This window comes from Parabacteroides sp. 52 (assembly GCF_010500925.1).
GTDB lineage: Bacteria > Bacteroidota > Bacteroidia > Bacteroidales > Tannerellaceae > QVMG01.
In genome coordinates this window covers 68040-91033 of the sequence record NZ_QVMG01000011.1, presented here as the reverse complement: position 1 = coordinate 91033, position 22994 = coordinate 68040, and the positions used below count along the sequence as shown (strand labels likewise).

Below are 22994 nucleotides of genomic sequence, written 5' to 3'. Positions count from 1 at the left end.
TTATGAATTCCGATACATAAGCTGATGGGTAACTGTTTTCAGAACATCCAATTGGACAGCCGGCACCTGCAAGGCATCCAGATGTTTCACTGCCACCTCGAAGTACGCCTGCATCTTCGCTTCCGTCATAGCTTTCAGATGCAATTCATTATATATATGCGTAAACCTTGCGATCTTCTCTGCCGGATCAAACGTTTCTTTATTCATCCATTCGTTCAATTCTAACAACTGATTATCCGAAGCTTTCTTCAATGCATGAATCAACAGGAATGTCTTTTTATTGCATAAAATATCCCCACCTATCTTTTTCCCAAAGGTTGCGCTATCCCCGTATACATCTAACAGGTCGTCTTGCAATTGAAAGGCTAACCCAATATTGATACCAAAATGGTATAAATGATCTGCATCTTCGGGAGAGGCTCCTCCAGTGATTGCTCCTGCTTTCAGGCAGCAGGCCAACAACACGGCTGTTTTAAGACGAATCATCTCTATATACTCCTCTTCCGTTACATCCATCCGGGATTCGAATTCCATATCATACTGCTGCCCGCCACAGATCTCCAAGGCTGTCTGCGTGAACAGGTCCAGGATTTCTTTCAATTGACCGGGCGTTGAATCCCCGATTAACTTATACGCCACAATGAGCATTGCGTCCCCCGATAGAATAGCGGCGTTATCATTCCATACTTTATGAACCGTAGATTTCCCTCTACGCACATCCGCCTTATCCATTAAATCATCATGCAGCAAGGTGAAGTTATGGAACACTTCCATGCCTAAGGCGGGAGCTATGGCTTTTTCTATATCATCGCTGTATATATTGCACGCCATCAACGCCAATGCCGGACGTATCCTTTTTCCACCCAACGAGAGGATATATTCTATCGGATCGTATAAACTTTGGGGAGGATAATTGAGATCTAAACAATGGATCTCCTTTTCAATCCGTTCCAGGATTTGTTCAAAAGAAAGCATATATTGAAGTTTTTAATGAAACGAAAAAGGCTGCAATTTACCGCAGCCTTTTCCTATTATCTTTTTTATATCCTATTGCAACCGGAAGTTAATAGGTACATTGTATTTCACACGTACCGGTTTACCTCTTTGCAGTCCGGGAGACCATTTAGGCATGGTACCTACCACACGAAGAGCTTCTTTATCCAAAGAAGGGTCTACCCCGCGAAGAACTTCTGCATCCACTACAGAACCGTCACGGTTAACAGTAAACGAAACCGTCACACGTCCCTGAATACCGTTTTCTTGTGCGATCACAGGATACCGAACTGAATTTTTGATAAACAACAACAGAGCAGGATCTCCTCCTGGGAAAGACGGCATCGTCTCTACCACAGTAAAGATATGATTCTCGGACTCTTCTTCTTCTTCCACCACAGCCGGAGCCACATACGTCTGAAGCTGAGCATCTTGTTGGCTATCTTCTGTTGTCAAGATATCTTGTTGCTCCAACTCTACGTCATCGTCAACGACGGTCAACACTTCTGCCACGACAGGAGCCGGTGGTGGAGGGGGCGGTGGAGGAGTATCCTCAGGCCTTGTTATCTCAATTTCTTCTTCTGCGATGATGTCAGCAACACCCTCGCTTGCGGTTACAACTTGAATGTCAAAAGTACCCCATTCGAATCCGACGAACAGAACAGCCAAAGCTATTACCAAGCCCATCAGAACGCTTAAGGTCTTTCCACCTTCCAAATCCGCTTTCGGTGATTTTTTAATTTCCATACTTTAAATTATTTAGTAATGTGTTTTCCAACTATGCAAAAATAAGAATTATTTTCAACTCCGCCTACCGGAAGCAAAAAATCCGCTTTCTTTTTCGTTTTTTTTAATGCAAACAGAAAAATATAAGGTACACATATACCTTTTTGAAGATTTTCCCGTTTCAGATAATGTGTATTTGTCTTACTCCGTTTTTGCGGCCGTAAAGTAAAAACATTTTTCTGAAATAATGTATCTTTGCACGATATTTTGTTGAAAATATGAGAAACAAACTATATATATTGATTCTTTCTTTTCTGTCCGTACAGATGTTTGCTCAGAGCGGGGATGAAGTATTCACCTTCCTACACTATCCCTCATCTACCCGTGCCAATGCCGTAGGAGGACATACGGTAGCTTTAATCGAACGCGACCCCTCATTGATATTTCACAACCCTGGACTTCTGGGAGGAGAAATGGATGGTATGGTGAACCTCAACTATATGAATTATATATCGGACATCAACGTTGGCAGTGCTCTCTACACCAAGGCAGTCAAAGAACGGGCCGCATGGGCCATCGGAGCAACGTTCATCAACTATGGAGATATCCGAGAATTCTCTCCCGAGAATATTCACTTAGGAAATACCTCTGCAAAAGATATTAATGTACAAGCCTTTTATGCCTACGACTTATCCGAGAAGTGGCGGGGAGGTCTTTCGTTGAAGTTTCTCTATTCCAGTTACGCCGACTACTCCTCCATGGGACTGGCAGTAGATGCCGGAGCCACTTATTACGACAGGGAAAAGGCTTTCTCTTTTGGCTTTGCCTTAAAAAACATAGGAGCCCAGTTAAAAGCCTACGAGGACGAACGACAAAAACTCCCCTGGGACATCCAGATGGGTATCACGAAAAAGATGAATCATGCCCCGATCCGTTTCTCACTGACAGCCATGTACCTGAACCGATGGAAATTTGATTCCATTGATGATACCCAAGAGGATAAAGAAGATAAATTCTTCCAGACATTCGCCAAACACCTCGTTTTGGGTATCGATTTTGTTCCTTCCGAGAATTTTTGGATAGGATTGGGATTTAACCCCAAGAGAAACATGGACATGAAACTACAAAACGGGAATACCTTGGGAGGATTCTCTATCGGAGGAGGCGTTAAAATCAAAATGTTTGACGTCGGTGTATCCGTAGCTAAATATCATCCCTCCGCACTTTCTACCATGGTCAGCATCTCCACCACCCTGGCGGATTTCAGGCCTTGAATAAGCTTTCATCCATTTCTTCCTATCCAAACACCTCACGTATAAGTGATTTTTCCTAAGTTTGCAGATAAATGAATAAATAAAACACTCATAGGGCGTAACAGGAATTATACCCCAAAGACGTAAAATTTAAGTATGAGAAAAATAACAATAGCCATCGACGGACATTCTTCCAGCGGCAAAAGCACAATGGCCAGAGAACTGGCCCGCGAAATAGGATACATCTATATTGATACCGGTGCCATGTACCGGGCTGTGACTCTCTATGCTTTGCAACACGGGATGTTTGACGCAGGTCACCTCGATGAAGATCGTTTGCAAAAAGAACTACACAATATATATATAAGTTTCAAGCTTAATCCGGAAAACGGACAACCCGACACTTATCTGAATGGAAAAAATGTAGAAAAAGAGATCCGCGACATGGCCGTTGCCAATCAGGTAAGCACCATTGCCGCTGTAGGTTTTGTCCGCCAGGCCCTCGTAGCCCAACAACAGCTTATGGGAAAAGACAAAGGAGTCGTCATGGACGGACGTGATATAGGAACAGTTGTTTTTCCGGATGCAGAATTGAAGATTTTCCTCACCGCATCCCCCGAAGTACGGGCGCAACGCCGCATGGATGAGTTAAAAAGAAAAGGACAAAACGTCTCTTACGAAGAAGTCTTGGAGAATGTACGCAAACGGGATCATATTGATTCTACCCGCACAGAAAGTCCCTTGCGACAAGCAATAGACGCCTTGCTTTTGGACAACTCCCAAATGACCCCTGCCGAACAGAAAGAATGGCTACTCACCGCGTTTAAAAAGGTTACAGGCCAGCAATGATCGACGTAGAAATAGATAAAGATTCCGGTTTCTGCTTCGGAGTAGTTACAGCCATAGAGAGTGCCGAAAAAGAACTTAAACAGGCTGATTTGTTATATTGTCTGGGAGACATTGTCCATAACAACCTGGAAGTAGAACGCTTGCAGTCCCTGGGATTGCGCACCATCGACCATACAGAATATGCAATCTTATATGGGGAGAAAGTACTTTTGCGTGCCCACGGCGAACCGCCTTCTACCTACACTATCGCCCGGCAAAACAACATCACCATTATCGACGCCACCTGCCCCGTCGTACTTCGCTTACAGCGTAAGATACACACCTATTTCAAAGAAACTTGCAACAACAACACCCAACTGGTTATTTATGGCAAAAAAGGCCATGCCGAAGTGAACGGACTGGTAGGACAAACAGAAGGCACCGCCATTGTGATAGAAAACAAAACAGATCTGTCTATATTGGATTTTAACCGGAATATCGTACTCTTTTCCCAAACAACAAAATCGTTGGATGGCTTCCGCGAGATTGTCCATGAGATACAAAGTCGGATCACAACCGAGGTACGCTTCGAATGGCATGATACCATCTGCAGACAGGTGGCTAATCGATTAATAAATATTAAAAAATTCGCTTCCCGAAAAGACTGGGTCTATTTTGTAGCAGATGAAAAGAGTTCCAACGGAAGAGTGCTCTTTGAGGAATGCCTGCACGCCAATCCTCAATCGGTATTTATCTCAGCAGTTGACGAAATAACCAGTCCCTTGCCGGCGGATGTAAAACAAGTGGGGGTCTGCGGGGCAACCTCCACCCCTAAGTGGCTGATGGAAAAAGTGGCAGCTCACATTAAGAAACTTAATACAAAATGACAGCATAATTAGTGAATTCGAATGAAAAAAGAACAAAAAGAAAGCGATTGTCTAAATATTTTGTATTTTTGTCCACGAATTTAAAAACGTAATACGCTATGTCAACAGTGAAGTGTATTGGCATTTTAACCTCCGGAGGTGATGCACCCGGCATGAACGCTGCCATTCGGGCAGTGACTCGTTCCGCTATTTATAACGGAATGACTGTTAAAGCAATTTATCGCGGATACAAGGGTTTGATCACGAATGAGATCGAAGATTTTAAAACCCAGAATGTCAGCAACATCATACAGCGAGGAGGTACTCTTTTAAAAACAGCCCGTTGTATGGAGTTCTTAACGCCGGAAGGCAGAAAACAGGCTTATGAACGTCTACAGGAGCATGGGATTGAAGCCCTGGTTGCCATAGGAGGTGACGGCACATTAACGGGAGCCCGCGTGTTTGCCCAAGAGTTCAACTTCCCCATCATCGGCTTGCCCGGCACGATAGACAACGACCTTTTTGGAACCGATGTAACGATTGGCTTTGACACCGCCTTGAATACAATCATGGAGTGCGTGGATAAAATCCGTGATACGGCAACCTCGCACGACCGCTTGTTTTTCATTGAGGTAATGGGACGGGAAGCTGGCTTCCTGGCATTGAACGGCGCCATCGCTTCCGGAGCTGAAGCCGCCATTATCCCAGAGATATCCATGGAGAAGGACCAGTTGGCTGAGATGATCGAAACCGGCTTCCGCAAATCCAAAAACAGCAGTATCGTGCTTGTGGCAGAAAGTGAAATAACCGGAGGTGCTATGGGCGTAGCCGAAAGGGTTAAAAATGAATATCCACAATTCGATGTCCGCGTTTCTATATTAGGACATTTACAACGCGGAGGTTCCCCTACGGCTCAGGACCGTGTATTGGCAACACGCATGGGAGTTGCTGCCATCGACGCTATCCTGGAAGATCAGCGAAATGTGATGATAGGTATTCAAAACGACAATATTGTCTATGTACCTTTCTCTAAGGCGATCAAAAATGTAAAACCCATCAACCGGGATTTACTGAATACCCTGCGCATTTCTTCTATTTAACACAAAACCCATGGGTTCATTACAGAATCCATGGGCATCATACAAATAAATAACCCCGGGGACTCTCCACCGGGGTTATTTATTTTCATTCCTCATTCTTCATTTTCATCTCCCTCCTTTTCTTTAAATCGCAAAAAAGGAATAACCAGAAAAGCCGGAATACAACAAGCCATCACCCATACAAAGAAATAGGGATAACCTATCTGCTCCTGTATCCATCCGGATAGCATCCCGGGAAGCATCATCCCCAACGCCATAAATCCCGTACTGATAGCATAATGAGACGTCTTATATTCCCCTTCAGCAAAGAGCATCAGAAACATGGTGTAAGCAGTAAAACCGAAACCATAACCGAATTGCTCGACACCAACACAACCGCTGATAATCACCCTACTCTCCGGTAGGGCATAAGCCATATAAAGATAAACCAGGTTGGGCAAGGATATAGCAAAAGCCATAGGCCATAGACACCTCTTCAAACCATAACGGGAAATAAAAAAACCACCTAAAATACCGCCTGTTAATAGAGAGATCACGCCTACACCCCCATAGGTCACCCCCACTTCGGATGTCGACAGCCCCAAACCTCCGGCTTCATTACTGTCAAGTAGAAAAGGAGAAGCCAATTTTACCAACTGAGACTCCCCTAAACGATACGTAAGCATAAATAACAAAGCAGGGATAATTCCTTTTTTTTGAAAAAAAACCAAAAAGGTCCTGCCGAAGGCAGTCATTATTGTACTGAATGTCACCCGCTCCCGTTGTTTATCCCTCTCTGGGAAAGGCAAAACGAACCTATGCCAGGCTGCCAACCCAATAAAAGATCCGCACAAAACAAAGAATATGAGCGTCCAGGCAAAAGGTATTTGCCCGGTGGAAGCCTCCAATTTACCGGCTAAAAAGATCAATACCCCCTGCCCGGTGAGCATAGCAACCCGGTAAAAGATATTCCGGATACCGATAAAAAAGGCTTGTTGCTCTTCCGTCTGACCAAGCATATAAAATCCATCCGCTGCAATATCATGCGTCGCAGAGCTAAAAGCCAATAACCAAAAAAAGGCCAGGGTCGCCTGAAAAAAGAAATCACCCGAAATCGTAAAGGCCACACCGGCCATCCCTCCTCCTATCAACAATTGCATGGTATATATCCACCAGCGTTTGGTTTTCACCAGGTCGACAAAAGGGCTCCACAATGGTTTGATCACCCAGGGCAGGTAAAGCCAACTGGTATACAATGCTATATCCGTATTGGATATACCCATCCTCTTGTACAGGATAACAGAGACTGTCATTACAACGACATACGGAAGTCCTTCTGCGAAATAGAGGGAGGGAATCCAAGTCCATGGACTCCGGCTTTTCATGGATTCAGGGTAAAGTGATCAGCATCTTTCCAGGCAGGAAATTGAGTGCGTATCTTCTCCAGTTCGGCTTTCTCCAGCGTACAGGTTCGGGTGATTTCTTCCCGCTTGCCCGCATCTGCCAGTTTCTTTCCTTTGGGAGTAAACACCAAAGAATCACCTCGATAAACAAAACCTTTACCGTCTACACCCACACGGTTGACGCCACAGACAAAAGCCATATTCTCCATAGCACGCGCCTGCAACAAGGTTTTCCACACACGCTTGCGGGCTTCCGGCCAGTTGGCCACATAAATCAACAGATCATACGCATTATCCACATTCCGGCTCCACACCGGGAAACGCAGGTCATAACATACCTGCAGAGCAATCTTCCAACCCTTATAAATCGCGATCACCTGTTTATCTCCGGCAGAGAAGTAACGATCTTCTTCTGCCATACGGAACAAATGACGCTTATCATAATAATAGGCATCTCCTTCTGGAGTGATCAGGAAAGCCCGGTTGTAGTATGCATTATTTTCTTTTACTATAAAACTGCCGGCAACAGCCAGGTTGTATTTTTGAGTCCAGCCTTTGATGGTTGGAATCGTTATTCCATCCATTGTATCTGCCACTTTTTCCACATGCATGGAGAAACCGGTAGAAAAGGCCTCCGGCAGTATTGCCAGATCGGTTTTACCACTTACCCGGCGAAGCAATTCACCGTAGTACCCCAGGTTCTCATCTCTGTCTTCCCATATAATATGGGATTGTATCATACTGATACGTAAGTTGTCGGCCATAATAGTTTGTGTTTAGATGTCTATGAAATATGCTGGATTACGTCCTTTTATTCCTTTGTAACGAGAACGGATCGTATGAATGTCTTTGTCTACATCGCCAGTCGGATAAAACACACCCAATATACCTACTACCTTTTGGGAATAATCAAAATAAGCCATCAATATAGGCACTTGGGCGGTTAATGCAATGTAATAAAATCCTTTTTTCCATTCCTCTACAGGCTTGCGCGTAGCCTCCGGTGTAATGGCCAACTGGAAAACACTTCGTTTGGCAAACTCCTCTGCCATTTGCTCCGTTACGGATGTATGTTTACGCCGGTCTACCGGCACCCCCCCCATACTTTTAAATAAAAAATTCAAGGGGAAAAAGAACCATTCCTTTTTGATCAGAAAACTGGCCGTACATCCAAGAGCCGTATAAGTGAGTTTACCAACAAGGAAATCCCAGTTACTCGTGTGAGGCGCTACACATATAACACATTTGGGTAATTCGACTCCTTCGACTGAGCCTATTCTCCATCCGGCCATCCGGAGGATCGCCTTACTCAATGATTTCTTCATGCGTTACTTTCTTTGCCCAACTCTTCTACACCTTTGACTATCAAATCGATATCCTTTTGCAGATCGGCAAATAGTTTTTTATAATACTCTTTTATCAGTTTTTTGTTCTCTTTGGCATCCGGTTTGCCCGCACGACGGATAAATGTATCCTGCATGTCCAGTATCTGAGTCATCAGAGCATCTGCTTTCTCCTGGTTCACACCCGGTATAAGCATCTTGGTCACCAATACTTCTGTGAATAATTCACCGGCTGCATAGCCAATATCTCTTTTTAACGTTTTTCTTTTAGCCATAATGTTTTACTTTAATTCATTACAAAGTTAAAAACATTGTTATTAATACAATTGTTTACTGCAAAAAAAACATAAAATAGTATCTTTGCGGGCTCACAGCCATTTGGTAAAACAATTTTTATATATATGAATGATAAAACAAGAACCCCCGACTACCTGTTCGAGGCAAGCTGGGAGGTCTGTAATAAGGTAGGAGGCATTTATACTGTCCTGTCAACAAAAGCACACACTTTACAGGAAATATTCCATGACAAGGTCATCTTTATCGGACCGGATGTATGGGCAGATAAAGAAATCGCAGACTTTTCAGAAGAAGAGACCCTCTTTGCCGACTGGAAAAACCACGCCGCTACGACGGATAATCTCAAACTGAAGATAGGTCGCTGGAAAGTACCAGGAACTCCCCCGGTTATTTTGGTCGACTTCAAACCTTTCTTTGCTGACAGAGATTCTTTATTTTATGCCATGTGGAATGATTTCCAGGTGGATTCCATGCATGCGTATGGAGATTACGACGAATCTTGTATTTTCGCTTACGCCGTAGGAAAAGTGATAGAGAGTTTCTATCATTATTATCAACTGGAAAACAAAGCCGTCACAGCTCTTTTCAACGAATGGATGTTGGGCATGGGTGCCTTGTATGTAAAAAAACAAGTACCGGCTATCGCCACACTTTTCACAACACATGCCACCTCTATCGGTCGGTCGATCGCTGGAAACAACAAAGCGTTATATGCTTACATGGATGGATACAACGGTGACCAAATGGCGCACGAATTGAATATGGAAGCCAAACATTCATTGGAAAAACAAGTGGCTCACCAGGTCGATTGTTTTACTACTGTAAGTGATATCACGGCCATTGAATGTCGACAGTTATTAGACAAAGAGCCGGACATCGTAACCCCGAACGGCTTTGAGCGTAACTTTGTTCCGACAGGGAAAACATATACCAACAAACGAAAAGAAGCCCGTACTCTCTTAGTAAAGGTAGCAGAAAAATTGACTGGTACAACTATAGCCCCCGACGCCCTGTTGGTTGCTACCAGCGGGCGTTATGAATACAGAAACAAAGGCATCGACGTCTTTATCGAAGCGATGAACCGGGTAAAGACATCCGGACGCCTTCAACAGGAGGTCATCGCCTTCGTAATGGTTCCCGCCTGGGTACGGGCTGCCCGAGCCGACCTGAAAGAGGCTCTCGACAAGGACCTGCCCATCACCACCCCCATGCAGGCTCCTTTCGTCACACATTGGCTGAACGAAATGGAGAATGATAAGGTATTGAATCATCTCATGCATATAGGCTTTACAAATACCTCCTCCGATAAATTAAAAATTGTATTCGTCCCCTGTTACCTGGACGAACAAGATGGTATCTTCAATCAATATTACTACGATCTATTGATCGGCATGGATGCTACCGTGTTCCCCTCCTACTATGAACCCTGGGGATATACCCCTTTGGAAAGTATTGCTTTTGGCATCCCTACCATAACGACCAACCTGGCCGGTTTTGGCATGTGGGCAATGAAAAACGTATCGGGCAATGATATACAAGAAGGAGTAGCTGTAATTGAACGAACGGACTTCAACTATTTCGATGTCGCCGACGCCATAGCAAACCATATCCTTTCTTTAACACAAAAAGGAGAAAAAGAACGTGCAGGAATCAAAAGCAACTGTCTAAGCCTGGCAGAAAAAGCGGAATGGAGTCGATTTATCACCCATTATCAGGCCGCTTTTCAACTGGCGTTAGTGCGTAAAGACGAAAGAAATTGCTGAACATCAAGGGGGAATTGGTAATATAATATTACCTTTGCCCCGGTTATTTTTTCTCCGAAGAGAAGCAATACCGTCTGTAAAAAGTAGAAACATTTTTAAAATTCACTATAATGAAGATTAAGGCAAACAATGCAAATGAACCTATTTGGAAAGAAGTGTATTCACATTCAAATATACCCAAGGAGTTAGAGCCCTTACTTGAAATGGCCAACAACCTGTGGTGGGTGTGGAATCATGAAGGAGCAAAACTTTTTGGCCGGGTAGATAACGAACTGTGGAAAAAAACAGAAGGAAATCCGGTTCTTTTGCTGCAAAGCCTGACTTATAAACGTATCGAGGAAATAATAGCGGATAAATCATTCATGGCAGACATGGAAAAAGTGTATGCCGATTTTAAAGCTTATGTAAATAAAAAGCCGGATACAAGCAAACCGTCTGTTGCTTATTTCAGCATGGAATACGGATTGACAAATATATTAAAGATCTATTCCGGAGGTTTAGGTGTATTGGCAGGCGACTACCTGAAAGAAGCCAGCGACAGCAATATCGACCTATGTGCCGTTGGATTCCTCTATCGCTATGGCTACTTCACACAGTCACTAGCCATGGATGGCCAACAAATTGCCAACTATGAAGCGCAAAACTTCAACGCCTTGCCATTGACACAGGTAACCACTTCCAATGGAGAGCCTATGGTGTTGGAGGTTCCTTATCCCGGTAGAATTGTATATGCACACGTATGGAAAGTAAGCGTTGGACGTATTCCTTTGTATCTGATGGATACAGACCTGCCTGAAAATAGCGAATGGGATCGTTCCATCACACACCAACTCTACGGAGGCGATTGGGAAAACCGCATGAAACAGGAATACCTATTGGGTATCGGTGGTATCATGATGCTTGATAAATTAGGTATCAAAAAACAAATCTATCATTGCAACGAAGGACATGCCGCACTTATCAACGCACAACGTCTGGTAAATTATATTCAGAAAGAAGGTTTGACCTTTAACCAGGCATTGGAAGTCGTACGTGCCTCCGCCTTATATACCGTACATACCCCGGTACCAGCCGGACACGATTATTTCGAAGAAGGTTTGTTCGGCCGCTATATGGGAGAATTCCCCGAGAAACTGGGTATAAGCTGGCAGGACTTTATTGATATGGGCCGCGAAAACCCGGGAAGCAACGAAAAGTTCTCCATGAGCGTCTTTGCCTTGCATACCTGCCAGGAAGCCAATGGCGTTAGCTGGTTGCACGGAAAAGTATCTCAGAAAATGTTTGCCCCCGTTTGGAAAGGCTATTTCCCCGATGAACTTCATGTAAGCTGGGTAACTAATGGAGTACATATGCCCACCTGGGCGGCTACAGAGGTAAAGAAATTCTACGCAGAGAAATTCGACAAAGAATACCTTTACGACCAGTCCAATAAGAAATATTGGGAAGAGATACACAATGTGCCGGATGTAGAGATTTACAATCTGCGTCAAGCACTTAAAAAGAAACTAATCGAATATATCAAGGAACAATACAGAGGAAACTGGTTGAAGAGCCAGGGCGATCCTTCTAAGGTTTTGTCTATCCTGGAAAAGTTCAATACGAATGCGCTGTTGATCGGTTTCGGCCGCCGCTTTGCAACTTACAAACGGGCACATCTGTTGTTTACCGACCTGGACAGATTGGCTAAAATTGTCAATAACGAGAAGTATCCGGTTCAGTTTATATTTACAGGGAAAGCCCACCCTGCCGACGGAGGTGGACAAGGGCTTATCAAACATATTGTAGAAATATCCCGTCGCCCGGAATTCCTGGGAAAGATTATTTTCCTTGAAAACTACGACATGCGCCTGGCACGCCGCTTGATTTCCGGAGTAGACGTTTGGTTAAATACCCCAACACGCCCATTGGAGGCTTCCGGTACATCCGGAGAAAAAGCCGAAATGAACGGCGTATTAAACTTCTCCGTACTGGATGGCTGGTGGTACGAAGGTTATAAAGAAGGAGCCGGTTGGGCTTTAACCGACAAACGCACCTATGAAAACCAACAATACCAGGATCAATTGGATGCGGCCACAATCTATAATACATTAGAGAGAGAGATTATTCCGACCTTCTTTGATCGCAACGAACAGGGATTTTCCACTGCCTGGGCAAAATACATCAAAAATTCTATTGCCCAAATCGCTCCGGACTATACAATGAAACGTATGTTGGATGATTATATCTCTCGTTTTTACAATAAACTGGCAACCCGTTCGGTTGTATTGAAAGAGAATAATTTCGCCAAAGCCAAAGAAATAGCTGCCTGGAAAGAAGAAGTTGCCGCCCATTGGGACTCTTTCGAAATAGAATCATTCTCAAGCAATCCGGATATCTTCTCCAGCAACGGACCGATTGTCGGAGAAAAACATCAGCTCCAATTGGTAATCGACCGTAAGGAGTTGAAAGGCATGTTAGGTGTTGACCTGGTAGTAACCCAGGAAAATCCGGAAACCCACACAATGGAGTTGGTACAGGTTCATAAATTTGATCTGAAAAAAGAAGAAGGCTCCAAACTGTATTTTGAAAAGATTGCCACACCAGACCAGTCTGGCAACCTGAAATTAGGCTTCCGCGTCTATCCGGAAAACAAAGATCTCCCTCATCGGATGGACTTTGCTTACGTACGCTGGATCCAGTGCTGATTCAATAAATAAATAACGTCAAAAGGCTGTTTGATTTTTTCAAACAGCCTTTTTTTGTCCCCCAAAATAGCCAACCGACAACACTCACCTTACCCATTATACAAACCTCAAAGTATGTCACGCTGCTAAATAAAAGTGTCGATAGCTGTCGGCACTTGTGCTGATAATTGTCGACACAATTGCCGATATATATCGACACAATTGCCGACAATTGTCAGCAATTCTATTTCCCTGCGGTTAAGTTCTCCGTTGAAATGGCGGGAGGGCAGGAAAAAGGGGAAAGACATAAATAATTTCTTACCTTTGTGGGTACAAATAAAATCCCATGAAATATTTTCACTTTGCCACCCTCTTGCTTCTTTTCTTCTTTGGTGTAATCAGTCCTTGTGGCCTATGGGGACAGGAACTTCCCAATCCGTTGGAATTTCCGATTCAACTCAGTGGCAATTTTGGGGAACTCAGGAGTAATCATTTTCATTCGGGTATTGACTTCAAAACACAACAGGTGGAAGGCAAGCCGGTTCATGCCGTACAGGAAGGGTATGTATCCCGCATATCGGTCAGCCCCTGGGGGTATGGGAACGCGCTTTACCTGACTCATCCGGACGGCACCACCACAGTGTATGCTCACCTGTTGCGGTTTGCCAAACATATAATGCAATATGTCAAGGAGCAGCAATACGAACAGGAGAGTTTCCCTGTCAATCTCCTCCTCGACCCGGAGCAATTCCCCGTTCAACAGGGAGAGGTCATCGCTTTAAGTGGCAATACGGGAAGTTCCGGAGGACCTCATCTGCATTTCGAAGTACGGGACACGCAAACGGAGGAGCTCATGGATCCCCTTCTTTTTTATAAAAAACAAATCAAAGACACCACCCCTCCCCGCATACACGGCATAATGGTTTATGCCCAGACAGGAGAAGGAGTCGTGAACGGCAGCAATAAAAAACAAGAATTTAAGCTCATAAACAAAAAAAACGGGCGACCGGTACTGTCTGCTCATATAGAGGCCTGGGGGAAAATAGGGTTGGCTGTCAAAGCGTATGATTATATGGACAATAACCATAATATATACGGAGTAAAAAGTATCCGTTTGCTGATGGACAGCCTGGTCGTTTTCCAAAGCGACATCGAAGGGTTCGCATTAGATGATACCCGGTATTTAAACAGCTTCACTGACTATGCCGAGTGGGTAAACAACCGCTCTTTCTACATGAAAAGCTTCATCGAACCCGGCAACCGCCTCCCCTTCCTCAAAGCCCTCAACCGGGGCTATCTGGTGATTGACCAGGAACGCACCTATCACCTTCTTTATCAATTGGCCGATATTTTTGGTAATACCACAGAACTTGCTGTCGAAATCAAAGGAAAAAAACAAATAATACCCCCGCCGGATCCGGACACTGAATGTTTCTACCGGGCAGGAGAGAATCGCTTTGGCGCCAAGGGTATCCGGCTGACCATCCCGCGCGGCAACCTGTATACCGACCTTTATTTCCGGTATAAAGTCAAAGAAGAAGAGAATGGGCTGGCTCCTGTCCACATCTTACATGACAGTCCGCTGGCTTTACACCAAAAAGCCTCTTTGTCTTTGCGACTCAGGCAAGATACATTGGAGAACAAACAAATATACGGCATTGTGCGTATTCATAACGGAAAACGCACCTGGATAGGCGGCACCTACCGGAAGGGGTGGATCGATGCCACCATCCGTGAGCTGGGGGCCTATACCTTGGCGGCCGACACCCTGCCTCCGACCCTAACCCCTATACAGCCGGAAAGCTGGAAAAAGAAACAAGAATTCATCTTTCGCCTATCGGATAACCTAAGCGGCATAAAAACATACCGGGGAGAAATCGACGGACAATACATTCTCTTCGAAATGAACAGCCGCTCTGTCATCAGGTATCGTTTGGACAAGGAACGGATCGAACGGGGCACCCATATACTGACCTTGACAGCAACAGACGGCTGCGGTAATGAAACCGTTTATAATCACACGTTTACCTGGTGAAACAACGGCTAACGATTGCCTGTTTCTATTCCGATATTTCCCCCAAAAACACCTAAAATTCAATAATTTTATGTATGTTTGCTTGCTCATTTAATAGGATTAGAATTCTTAGCTATAAATGCAACATATTGAAGAGATGGAAAATAATGATTTACTCGAAATGGTAAGAAGTAAGGCACAAGGATGGCTTACAGAGAGTTATGACAAAGATACACGCACACAGGTGCAAGCACTGCTCGATAACGAAGACCCTACGGAATTAATTGAAAGTTTTTACAAAGACCTCGAATTTGGAACAGGCGGATTGCGCGGCATCATGGGAGTCGGTTCAAACCGCATGAATATTTATACAGTAGGCGCTGCCACACAGGGCTTATCCAATTATCTGAAAAAAGAATTTGCTGATCGGGAAGAGATCAAGGTCGTGATCGGTCACGATTGCCGGAACAACAGCCGGAAATTTGCGGAAATATCGGCAGATATCTTCTCGGCGAACAACATAAAGGTATACCTTTTTGAAGATTTACGTCCTACCCCGGAAATGTCTTTTGCCATCCGTCAAATGGGATGTCAAAGCGGTATTATCCTGACAGCATCTCACAACCCGAAAGAATACAATGGTTACAAAGCCTATTGGGATGACGGGGCACAGATGATTGCACCGCATGACCGCAACACCATCGCGGAGGTGAACAAAATACGTAATGCCGCAGATATCCAATTCGAAGGAAAAAAAGAATTGATACAGATCATCGGCAAAGAGGTCGATGAAGAATATATAAAGGCACTGACGACGATCTCGCTTTCTCCGGAAGCTATCGCCCGTCACAACGACATGAAGATCGTGTACACTCCTATTCATGGAACGGGGGTAAATATTGTACCGGACACATTGAAAGCCTTTGGTTTCACAAACATCATCCACGTACCGGAACAAGATGTGGTAAGCGGTGATTTTCCAACCGTGATCTCTCCCAATCCGGAAGAGCCGGCCGCCCTGTCTATGGCTGTCGAAAAGGCGAAAATGACAGATGCCGAATTGGTACTGGCAACTGACCCGGATGGAGACCGTGTAGGCGCAGCCGTCAAGAACAATGAAGGCGAGTGGGTGTTGTTAAATGGGAACCAGACAGCTTTGCTTTTTGTTTATTACCTGATCACCCGCTGGAAAGAATTGGGAAAAGTGGAAGGCAAAGAGTATATCGTAAAAACGATTGTGACCACAGAGACCATTCGCACGATAGCCGAAAAGAACGGAGTGGAAATGTATGACGTTTATACCGGATTCAAATGGATTGCGGATGTCATGCGTAAGAACGAAGGGAAGAAAAGTTATATCGGTGGTGGAGAAGAAAGTTACGGTTTCCTTTGCGAAGACTTTGTGCGCGACAAAGATGCCGTATCCGCCTGTGCCATCCTTGCCGAAATCACGGCTTGGGCGAAAGACCAGGGTCTCTCTTTGTTCCAGTTGCTTCAGAAGATCTATGTAGAATATGGTTTCTCCAAGGAGTTGGGTATATCTGTTGTAAAGAAAGGCAAAAGCGGAGCCGAAGAGATTGAAGCCATGATGAAACGTTTCCGTGAAAACCCGCTCACTGAAATAGCCGGTTCGAAAGTAAGCCTTTTCAATGACTTTGGCACCCTCAAAGGATACAGCTACCCGGATAAAGAAACCCTTACCCTGGATATGCCGACCACTTCGAATGTCTTACAATATTTCACGGAAGACAACACCAAAGTGTCCATCCGTCCCTCAGGTACAGAACCGAAGATTAAATTCTATTGCGAAGTACATGCTAAAATAAAAGGATTGGAAGATATACCAGAAGCTGAACAGGCGGCAAACGAAAAGATCGAACAGATCAAACAATCGTTAGGTATTTAAATAAAAAAGGGGCTGTCCGATATGAAATGGACAGCCCTTTTTATTTCTTGTTTGTTAGGAGTTTACTTCAGATCGTTTTGTCCGAATGAAAGAGGCAATAGATCGTTGGCCGAAGAGAGGGTCTGTACCTTATCTTTTCCACACAAGAGTATACGCAGAGGGGATTTCCCGCGTTCCTCTGTCTCCAGGAGTACCTGCCGGCAACCGCCACAGGGTGAAATATGATCTTGCAACACTCCATTCACCAGGGCCACAATAGCGATCTCGCAAACAGGCACATCCGGATACTGAGCACCCGCATAAAACAAAGCTACCCTTTCGGCACATAAGCCAGAGGGAGAGGCCGCATTTTCCTGATTACTTCCTGTTATTATCTGTCCATTCGCCAAACGAAGAGCGGCTCCTACATGAAACCGGGAATAAGGAGCATAAGCATTTCTTGCCACTTCTATCGCTTTATCCATCAAGGCCTTTTCCGCTGTAGTCAACTCCTCTACAATACGCACCGATACACTTATTTCAATTTTTACCTCTTTCATGTTATAAGGATTATTAAGAGAAACAAATATATGAATCTTTTCATATAATTATATCTTTGCGAAAAGAAAACAAATCCCATCATGAGATCACACCTGCGTATTTTATTGTTCATCCTATTTTTGATCGGGGGCGGTATGGGAACCACCCAAGCCCAACGCAAAAATGCTTCTTACCAGAAATACAGCGATACATACAGTAACCTGGCGGTACAACACCAGAAGAAATACCGTATTCCCGCCAGTATCACGCTGGCACAAGGCATCCTTGAATCCGGAGCCGGCATGAGCAAATTAGCCCGGGAATCGAATAACCATTTCGGCATCAAATGTCATTCCGATTGGCGGGGAGGAAGGGTCTATCACGATGATGACCTGAAAGGTGAATGCTTCCGCAAATACAAACGGGTAGAAGAATCTTATGAGGACCACTCCCGTTTCTTGGCCGAACGTTCCCGCTACGCCTCTCTCTTCAAGCTTCAGATCACCGATTATAAAAGTTGGGCACGGGGATTGCAGAAATGCGGTTATGCCACCGACCGGGCCTATGCTAACAAATTGATAAAGATCATTGAAGATTACGAGCTGTACCGCTATGACAAGGATAAAGGAATAAAAACAGCTGCAAAAGGCAAAAACAAAGAGACAGGGCCGACCACGAAACGGATCGTTTATAAAACCCATGGTCTCATTTATGTATATGCCACCACCAACGACAGCTTCGATCGGATTGCACAGGATCTCGACTTCAAAGTGAAAAAGCTGAAAAAGTACAACGAAGTGCCCGAAGACTTCCCTTTGCAACGGGGCGATATCGTTTATCTGCAAAAGAAAAAGAAAAAAGCAGACAAACCCTATTATGACCATGTCGTACAAATCGGAGAGTCCATGCACAGCATCTCTCAGCTATATGGCATACAGATTAAGAGCTTGTATAAAATGAATAAAAAGGACCCGGATTATATTCCGGAAGAAGGAGATGTTCTAAAACTTAGATAAGTAAAACAAAAAATATTACCTTTGTCCTCCAAAATATTTGTATAATGAGTGACCAGCGTTATAATCAACGAGGAGTATCCGCCTCAAAAGAGGATGTACACAATGCGATAAAGAATATTGACAAAGGCATTTTCCCGTATGCCTTTTGTAAAATCATTCCGGACATATTGGGAGGCGACCCGGCTTATTGCAATATCATGCATGCCGACGGAGCCGGTACCAAATCGGCATTGGCTTATCTGTACTGGAAAGAAACCGGTGACCTCTCCGTTTGGAAAGGGATTGCACAAGATGCACTGATTATGAATATCGACGACCTGCTTTGCGTAGGGGCTACCGATAACATATTGGTATCTTCGACAATCGGACGCAACAAACACCTTGTCAGTGGCGATGTGATTTCGACCATTATCAATGGAACCGATGAATTACTTGCCGAGCTCCGTGAAATGGGTGTTGGCTGTTACGCTACCGGAGGAGAGACGGCTGATGTCGGCGACCTGGTACGCACGATCATTGTCGATAGTACGGTTACCTGCCGGATGAAACGAAGCGAGGTGATCGACAACCAAAATATACAAGCCGGTGACGTGATCGTCGGCATGGCATCTTATGGTCAGGCTACTTATGAAAAAGAATACAACAGTGGTATGGGAAGTAACGGACTAACCTCTGCCCGTCATGATGTATTTGCCAAATACCTGGTAGCGACGTATCCGGAGAGTTATGATGCCGCGATACCGGAAGATCTGCTTTATTCCGGAGGATTGAAGCTAACGGATCGGGTGGATGAGATCGGCATGACAGCCGGTAAGATGGTTCTTTCTCCTACTCGTACTTATGCTCCTGTCATCAAACAGGTTCTTGATAAATTACGCCCACAGGTACATGGCATGGTTCACTGTTCCGGAGGGGCACAAACCAAGGTGATGCATTTCGTACAAAACAAACGGGTGGTCAAAAACCATTTGTTCCCCATTCCTCCCTTGTTCCGCATCATTCAGGAACAAAGCGGTACAGACTGGAAAGAAATGTACAAAGTGTTCAATATGGGACACCGGATGGAAATATACATCGCCCCGGAACATGCCGAAGAGGTGATAAAAATAGCACAACAGTTTGATATTCAAGCACAGGTGGTCGGTTATGTAGAAGATGCTCCGGCCAATGAACTTATCATTGAAAGCGAACAAGGGCGCTTTGTTTATTCAAATTAATGGCTGACAATAGTTTACTTGGTAGATTAGACGGATTAGTAAGTCGTTTCGAGGAGGTGGAAACATTAATCACCGACCCGGAAGTGATCGCTGATCAAAAACGATTCATCAAGCTCAACAAAGAATACCACGATCTGGAACTCATCCTTTCAGCGCGTAAAAAATACATACAGACTCTTCAAAACGTTGAAGAAGCGAAACATATACTGGAGACAGAACAAGACCCTGAGCTCCGGGAGATGGCTAAAGAGGAACAGGAAGCCAACGCCAATCGTATCCCCGAATTAGAGGAAGAGATCAAGTTGCTTCTTATCCCTGCCGATCCGCAAGACGGCAAAAATGCTATCGTGGAGATACGGGGAGGTACCGGAGGAGACGAAGCGTCTATTTTTGCCGGAGACCTTTATCGTATGTACACAAGATACTGTGAGAGTAAAGGTTGGAAGATCGAGCTGACAAGTTTTACCGAAGGCACCTCCGGAGGATACAAAGAGGTAATCTTTACCGTTAACGGGGAGGGAGTATACGGAATCCTGAAGTATGAATCCGGTGTACACCGGGTACAGCGCGTACCACAAACGGAAACACAAGGACGAGTACATACCTCTGCTGCTACCGTAGCCGTTCTTCCGGAAGCCGACGAGTTCGATGTAGAGATAAAAGAATCAGATATCCGTACGGATATTTTTTGTGCATCCGGACATGGTGGTCAATCGGTAAATACCACCTATTCAGCCATTCGCCTGGTGCATATCCCTACAGGTATTACTGTGCAATGCCAGGACGAGAAGTCGCAGTTGAAAAACAAAGCAAAAGCCATGATTGAACTCCGCTCGCGGATTTACAATATGGAATATCAGAAATATATCGATGAGATTGCCTCCAAACGAAAAACCATGGTTTCTTCGGGTGATCGTTCAGCGAAGATCCGTACGTATAATTACCCTCAGGGACGTATCACGGATCATCGTATCAATTATACGATATACAATCTTCCGGCCTTTATGAACGGAGACATTCAGGATTGTATCGATCATTTAATTGTGGCAGAGAACACGGAACGCATGAAAGAGTCCGAGTTTTAGCCCTATGTAGTTATCTATTTTAATAAATCAACGTTCTACCATTATGAACAAACAAGAATTATTCGAAAACATACAAAAGAAACAATCTTTCCTTTGCGTTGGATTGGATACTGATATAAAAAAGATACCGGAACATCTGTTAACAGAAGAGGATCCTCTCTTTGCATTCAATAAGGCAATCATTGATGCTACGGCACCTTTTTGCGTGGCTTACAAACCCAATTTAGCTTTTTATGAGAGCTTGGGGGTCAAAGGCATGCTCGCTTTTGAAAAGACAGTAACCTATATACGTGAGAACTATCCGGATCAATTCATTATAGCCGATGCCAAACGAGGAGATATAGGGAATACATCCGAAATGTATGCCCGTTCATTTTTCGATCATATCAAAGTGGATGCAGTCACCGTTGCCCCTTATATGGGAGAAGACAGTGTCAAACCCTTCCTTATCTATCCGGAAAGCTGGGTAATCCTTTTGGCCTTGACGTCTAACAAAGGCTCACAGGATTTTCAAATGACTGAAGACAGTAACGGAGAACGTCTTTTTGAAAAAGTATTAAAGAAATCCCAGGAGTGGGCAACCGATGAGCAGTTGATGTTCGTTGTCGGAGCAACACAAGGAAAAATGTTCCAGGACATACGCAAACACGCCCCGCATCATTTCCTTTTAGTACCCGGAGTAGGCGCCCAGGGAGGAAGCCTGGAAGAGGTGGCACGCTATGGCATGAACGAAGAATGTGGCTTGTTGGTTAATTCTTCCCGTGCGATTATTTACGCCGACAACACCCGCAACTTTGCTGATGCAGCCCGGGAAGCAGCCCGGGAAGTGCAACAGGAAATGGCCGTTTATCTATTGGATAAAGGAATTATTCTACATAAATCATAGGCTATACAAAGAATTTTCACCATTTTTGCAAACTGGTATATAACCACATAACAGAGCCGTCATTGATAGACATGCTATAATTTAACTTGACAATGGAGTTTTCAGCCCAACAAATTGCGGACTTTTTGAAAGGAACAGTCGACGGGAATCCGGAAGTGAAAGTACATACTTTTTCAAAGATTGAAGAAGGACAAGCCGGTTCACTCACCTTTCTTGCAAACCCTAAATACGAACATCATATATACGAGACACAAGCGAGTATTGTATTGGTAAATACAGATTATACTCCTTCCAAACCGATACAGGCCACCTTGGTAAAAGTAGCCAACGCGTATGCCGGATTGGCCATGCTGCTGAATATGATTGAGCAGATGAAGCCTAAAAAAACAGGTGTTTCCCCTACTGCATTTATAGACTCCACAGCAACGATCGGAGCCGATTGCTATATCGGCCACATGGCTTATATAGGAGAAAATGCAACGATAGGTGCCAATTGTAAAATATATCCTTACGCCTATGTAGGTGACCATGTGAAGATTGCAGACCATACGATTTTATACCCTCATGCAACAATATACGAAGGATGCGTCATTGGAAATAAGTGTATCTTACATGCCGGTAGCGTCATCGGATCGGATGGTTTTGGATTTGCCCCCGAAGGAGAGAGTTACAATAAGATACCTCAAATGGGAAATGTCGTTCTGGAAGACAATGTGGAAGTGGGGGCTAATACCACCATCGACCGGGCCGTGATGGGTTCTACCCTTATCCGGCAAGGTGTCAAATTGGACAACCTGGTCCAGATAGCGCACAATGTGGAGATTGGAGAAAATACAGTCATGGCTGCCCAGGTTGGTATAGCCGGCTCAGTGAAAGTAGGGCGTCATTGTATGTTTGGCGGACAGGCAGGCCTAGCAGGTCATATAACAGTAGCCGACAATGTGACATTCGGTGCACAGGCCGGCGTTATCAGCAATGTGAAAGAACCGGTCACTCTATTAGGTGCTCCAGCCATTGATGCAAAAAATTTCATGCGCTCCAGCGCAGTCTTTAACCGGTTGCCGGATATGTACCGCACCCTGGGACAGTTGCAGCGTGAGATAGAAGAATTAAAGAAAGAAATAAATAGCAAATAAG

General features: G+C 44.5%; 20 protein-coding genes. 13 read left to right on the top strand and 7 right to left on the bottom strand.

Going from position 1 to position 22994, the window contains the following annotated elements; translation table 11 throughout:
- On the bottom strand, positions 1 to 975 hold the full coding sequence (locus D0T51_RS07985) for a polyprenyl synthetase family protein (RefSeq protein ID WP_163727661.1): 975 nt from the start codon (positions 973 to 975) through the stop codon (positions 1 to 3).
- Between the two features lie 72 nt (positions 976 to 1047).
- The gene (locus D0T51_RS07980) at positions 1048 to 1740 is read right to left on the bottom strand and encodes an energy transducer TonB (protein WP_163727658.1); all 693 of its coding nucleotides are present in this window, start codon (positions 1738 to 1740) and stop codon (positions 1048 to 1050) included.
- Between the two features lie 257 nt (positions 1741 to 1997).
- Between D0T51_RS07980 and porQ the strand changes: the two genes are divergently transcribed.
- From porQ to pfkA, 4 genes are all read left to right on the top strand, one after another.
- Positions 1998 to 2993, top strand: a complete 996-nt coding sequence (gene porQ / locus D0T51_RS07975; RefSeq protein ID WP_163727655.1) for a type IX secretion system protein PorQ — start codon at positions 1998 to 2000, stop codon at positions 2991 to 2993.
- Positions 2994 to 3128: 135 nt separating this feature from the next.
- Positions 3129 to 3821 (top strand): (d)CMP kinase, encoded by a 693-nt coding sequence (gene cmk, locus D0T51_RS07970; RefSeq protein ID WP_163727652.1) that lies wholly within the window; start codon positions 3129 to 3131, stop codon positions 3819 to 3821.
- The gene (locus D0T51_RS07965) at positions 3818 to 4687 is read left to right on the top strand and encodes a 4-hydroxy-3-methylbut-2-enyl diphosphate reductase (protein ID WP_163727650.1); all 870 of its coding nucleotides are present in this window, start codon (positions 3818 to 3820) and stop codon (positions 4685 to 4687) included. The genes cmk and D0T51_RS07965 overlap by 4 nt, the downstream gene beginning before the upstream one ends.
- 98 nt (positions 4688 to 4785) lie before the next feature.
- A complete protein-coding gene (gene pfkA, locus D0T51_RS07960) occupies positions 4786 to 5766 on the top strand; it encodes a 6-phosphofructokinase (RefSeq protein WP_163727647.1) in 981 nt (326 codons plus the stop codon).
- Between the two features lie 92 nt (positions 5767 to 5858).
- On the opposite strand, the gene D0T51_RS07955 is transcribed toward pfkA, so the two are convergent.
- The 4 genes from D0T51_RS07955 to D0T51_RS07940 are packed head-to-tail and all read right to left on the bottom strand — an operon-like array spanning position 5859 to position 8766.
- A complete protein-coding gene (locus D0T51_RS07955) occupies positions 5859 to 7130 on the bottom strand; it encodes an MFS transporter (protein WP_163727646.1) in 1272 nt (423 codons plus the stop codon).
- On the bottom strand, positions 7127 to 7912 hold the full coding sequence (locus tag D0T51_RS07950) for an amidohydrolase (protein ID WP_163727644.1): 786 nt from the start codon (positions 7910 to 7912) through the stop codon (positions 7127 to 7129). Before D0T51_RS07950 ends, D0T51_RS07955 begins: the two co-directional genes overlap by 4 nt.
- A gap of 12 nt (positions 7913 to 7924) precedes the next feature.
- Positions 7925 to 8473 carry a lysophospholipid acyltransferase family protein gene (locus D0T51_RS07945; RefSeq protein WP_163727641.1) on the bottom strand — a complete coding sequence of 183 codons (549 nt, stop codon included), beginning with the start codon at positions 8471 to 8473 and terminating at the stop codon, positions 7925 to 7927.
- Positions 8470 to 8766, bottom strand: coding sequence for a hypothetical protein (locus tag D0T51_RS07940; protein WP_163727638.1), 297 nt, complete (start codon positions 8764 to 8766; stop codon positions 8470 to 8472). Before D0T51_RS07940 ends, D0T51_RS07945 begins: the two co-directional genes overlap by 4 nt.
- Positions 8767 to 8892: 126 nt before the next feature.
- On the opposite strand from D0T51_RS07940, the gene D0T51_RS07935 reads away from it, so the two are divergent.
- From D0T51_RS07935 to D0T51_RS07920, 4 genes are all read left to right on the top strand, one after another.
- Positions 8893 to 10551 carry a glycosyltransferase gene (locus D0T51_RS07935; RefSeq protein WP_163727636.1) on the top strand — a complete coding sequence of 553 codons (1659 nt, stop codon included), beginning with the start codon at positions 8893 to 8895 and terminating at the stop codon, positions 10549 to 10551.
- A gap of 110 nt (positions 10552 to 10661) precedes the next feature.
- Positions 10662 to 13235: an alpha-glucan family phosphorylase gene (glgP, locus tag D0T51_RS07930; RefSeq protein WP_163727633.1), complete on the top strand. Its 2574-nt coding sequence runs from the start codon at positions 10662 to 10664 to the stop codon at positions 13233 to 13235.
- A 325-nt stretch (positions 13236 to 13560) separates the two neighbouring features.
- A complete protein-coding gene (locus D0T51_RS07925) occupies positions 13561 to 15249 on the top strand; it encodes a M23 family metallopeptidase (RefSeq protein ID WP_163727630.1) in 1689 nt (562 codons plus the stop codon).
- 136 nt (positions 15250 to 15385) lie between these two features.
- Positions 15386 to 17134 (top strand): phospho-sugar mutase, encoded by a 1749-nt coding sequence (locus D0T51_RS07920; protein WP_163727807.1) that lies wholly within the window; start codon positions 15386 to 15388, stop codon positions 17132 to 17134.
- 62 nt (positions 17135 to 17196) lie between these two features.
- Here D0T51_RS07920 and D0T51_RS07915 read toward each other — a convergent pair whose 3' ends face one another.
- Entirely contained in the window at positions 17197 to 17673 is a 477-nt protein-coding gene (locus D0T51_RS07915; protein WP_163727628.1) for a cytidine deaminase, read from the bottom strand.
- A gap of 135 nt (positions 17674 to 17808) precedes the next feature.
- Between D0T51_RS07915 and D0T51_RS07910 the strand changes: the two genes are divergently transcribed.
- The 5 genes from D0T51_RS07910 (at position 17809) to lpxD (ending at position 22993) form a co-directional block, all read left to right on the top strand.
- Positions 17809 to 18669 (top strand): glucosaminidase domain-containing protein, encoded by an 861-nt coding sequence (locus D0T51_RS07910; RefSeq protein WP_373457011.1) that lies wholly within the window; start codon positions 17809 to 17811, stop codon positions 18667 to 18669.
- A gap of 44 nt (positions 18670 to 18713) precedes the next feature.
- A complete protein-coding gene (locus D0T51_RS07905; RefSeq protein ID WP_163727623.1) occupies positions 18714 to 19886 on the top strand; it encodes an AIR synthase related protein in 1173 nt (390 codons plus the stop codon).
- The gene (gene prfA, locus D0T51_RS07900) at positions 19886 to 20971 is read left to right on the top strand and encodes a peptide chain release factor 1 (RefSeq protein WP_163727620.1); all 1086 of its coding nucleotides are present in this window, start codon (positions 19886 to 19888) and stop codon (positions 20969 to 20971) included. Before D0T51_RS07905 ends, prfA begins: the two co-directional genes overlap by 1 nt.
- Positions 20972 to 21014: 43 nt before the next feature.
- On the top strand, positions 21015 to 21857 hold the full coding sequence (gene pyrF, locus D0T51_RS07895) for an orotidine-5'-phosphate decarboxylase (RefSeq protein ID WP_163727617.1): 843 nt from the start codon (positions 21015 to 21017) through the stop codon (positions 21855 to 21857).
- Between the two features lie 92 nt (positions 21858 to 21949).
- The gene (lpxD, locus tag D0T51_RS07890; protein ID WP_163727614.1) at positions 21950 to 22993 is read left to right on the top strand and encodes a UDP-3-O-(3-hydroxymyristoyl)glucosamine N-acyltransferase; all 1044 of its coding nucleotides are present in this window, start codon (positions 21950 to 21952) and stop codon (positions 22991 to 22993) included.
- Position 22994 lies beyond the last annotated feature (1 nt).

Excerpts from the sequence above, each read along its gene's own strand:
- D0T51_RS07985 (WP_163727661.1), bottom strand. The coding sequence starts at position 975 with ATGCTTTCTTTTGAACAAATCCTGGAACGGATTGAAAAGGAGATCCAT.
- D0T51_RS07980 (WP_163727658.1), bottom strand. The coding sequence starts at position 1,740 with ATGGAAATTAAAAAATCACCGAAAGCGGATTTGGAAGGTGGAAAGACC.
- porQ (WP_163727655.1), top strand. The coding sequence starts at position 1,998 with ATGAGAAACAAACTATATATATTGATTCTTTCTTTTCTGTCCGTACAG.
- cmk (WP_163727652.1), top strand. The coding sequence starts at position 3,129 with ATGAGAAAAATAACAATAGCCATCGACGGACATTCTTCCAGCGGCAAA.
- D0T51_RS07965 (WP_163727650.1), top strand. The coding sequence starts at position 3,818 with ATGATCGACGTAGAAATAGATAAAGATTCCGGTTTCTGCTTCGGAGTA.
- pfkA (WP_163727647.1), top strand. The coding sequence starts at position 4,786 with ATGTCAACAGTGAAGTGTATTGGCATTTTAACCTCCGGAGGTGATGCA.
- D0T51_RS07955 (WP_163727646.1), bottom strand. The coding sequence starts at position 7,130 with ATGAAAAGCCGGAGTCCATGGACTTGGATTCCCTCCCTCTATTTCGCA.
- D0T51_RS07950 (WP_163727644.1), bottom strand. The coding sequence starts at position 7,912 with ATGGCCGACAACTTACGTATCAGTATGATACAATCCCATATTATATGG.
- D0T51_RS07945 (WP_163727641.1), bottom strand. The coding sequence starts at position 8,473 with ATGAAGAAATCATTGAGTAAGGCGATCCTCCGGATGGCCGGATGGAGA.
- D0T51_RS07940 (WP_163727638.1), bottom strand. The coding sequence starts at position 8,766 with ATGGCTAAAAGAAAAACGTTAAAAAGAGATATTGGCTATGCAGCCGGT.
- D0T51_RS07935 (WP_163727636.1), top strand. The coding sequence starts at position 8,893 with ATGAATGATAAAACAAGAACCCCCGACTACCTGTTCGAGGCAAGCTGG.
- glgP (WP_163727633.1), top strand. The coding sequence starts at position 10,662 with ATGAAGATTAAGGCAAACAATGCAAATGAACCTATTTGGAAAGAAGTG.
- D0T51_RS07925 (WP_163727630.1), top strand. The coding sequence starts at position 13,561 with ATGAAATATTTTCACTTTGCCACCCTCTTGCTTCTTTTCTTCTTTGGT.
- D0T51_RS07920 (WP_163727807.1), top strand. The coding sequence starts at position 15,386 with ATGGAAAATAATGATTTACTCGAAATGGTAAGAAGTAAGGCACAAGGA.
- D0T51_RS07915 (WP_163727628.1), bottom strand. The coding sequence starts at position 17,673 with ATGAAAGAGGTAAAAATTGAAATAAGTGTATCGGTGCGTATTGTAGAG.
- D0T51_RS07910 (WP_373457011.1), top strand. The coding sequence starts at position 17,809 with ATGGGAACCACCCAAGCCCAACGCAAAAATGCTTCTTACCAGAAATAC.
- D0T51_RS07905 (WP_163727623.1), top strand. The coding sequence starts at position 18,714 with ATGAGTGACCAGCGTTATAATCAACGAGGAGTATCCGCCTCAAAAGAG.
- prfA (WP_163727620.1), top strand. The coding sequence starts at position 19,886 with ATGGCTGACAATAGTTTACTTGGTAGATTAGACGGATTAGTAAGTCGT.
- pyrF (WP_163727617.1), top strand. The coding sequence starts at position 21,015 with ATGAACAAACAAGAATTATTCGAAAACATACAAAAGAAACAATCTTTC.
- lpxD (WP_163727614.1), top strand. The coding sequence starts at position 21,950 with ATGGAGTTTTCAGCCCAACAAATTGCGGACTTTTTGAAAGGAACAGTC.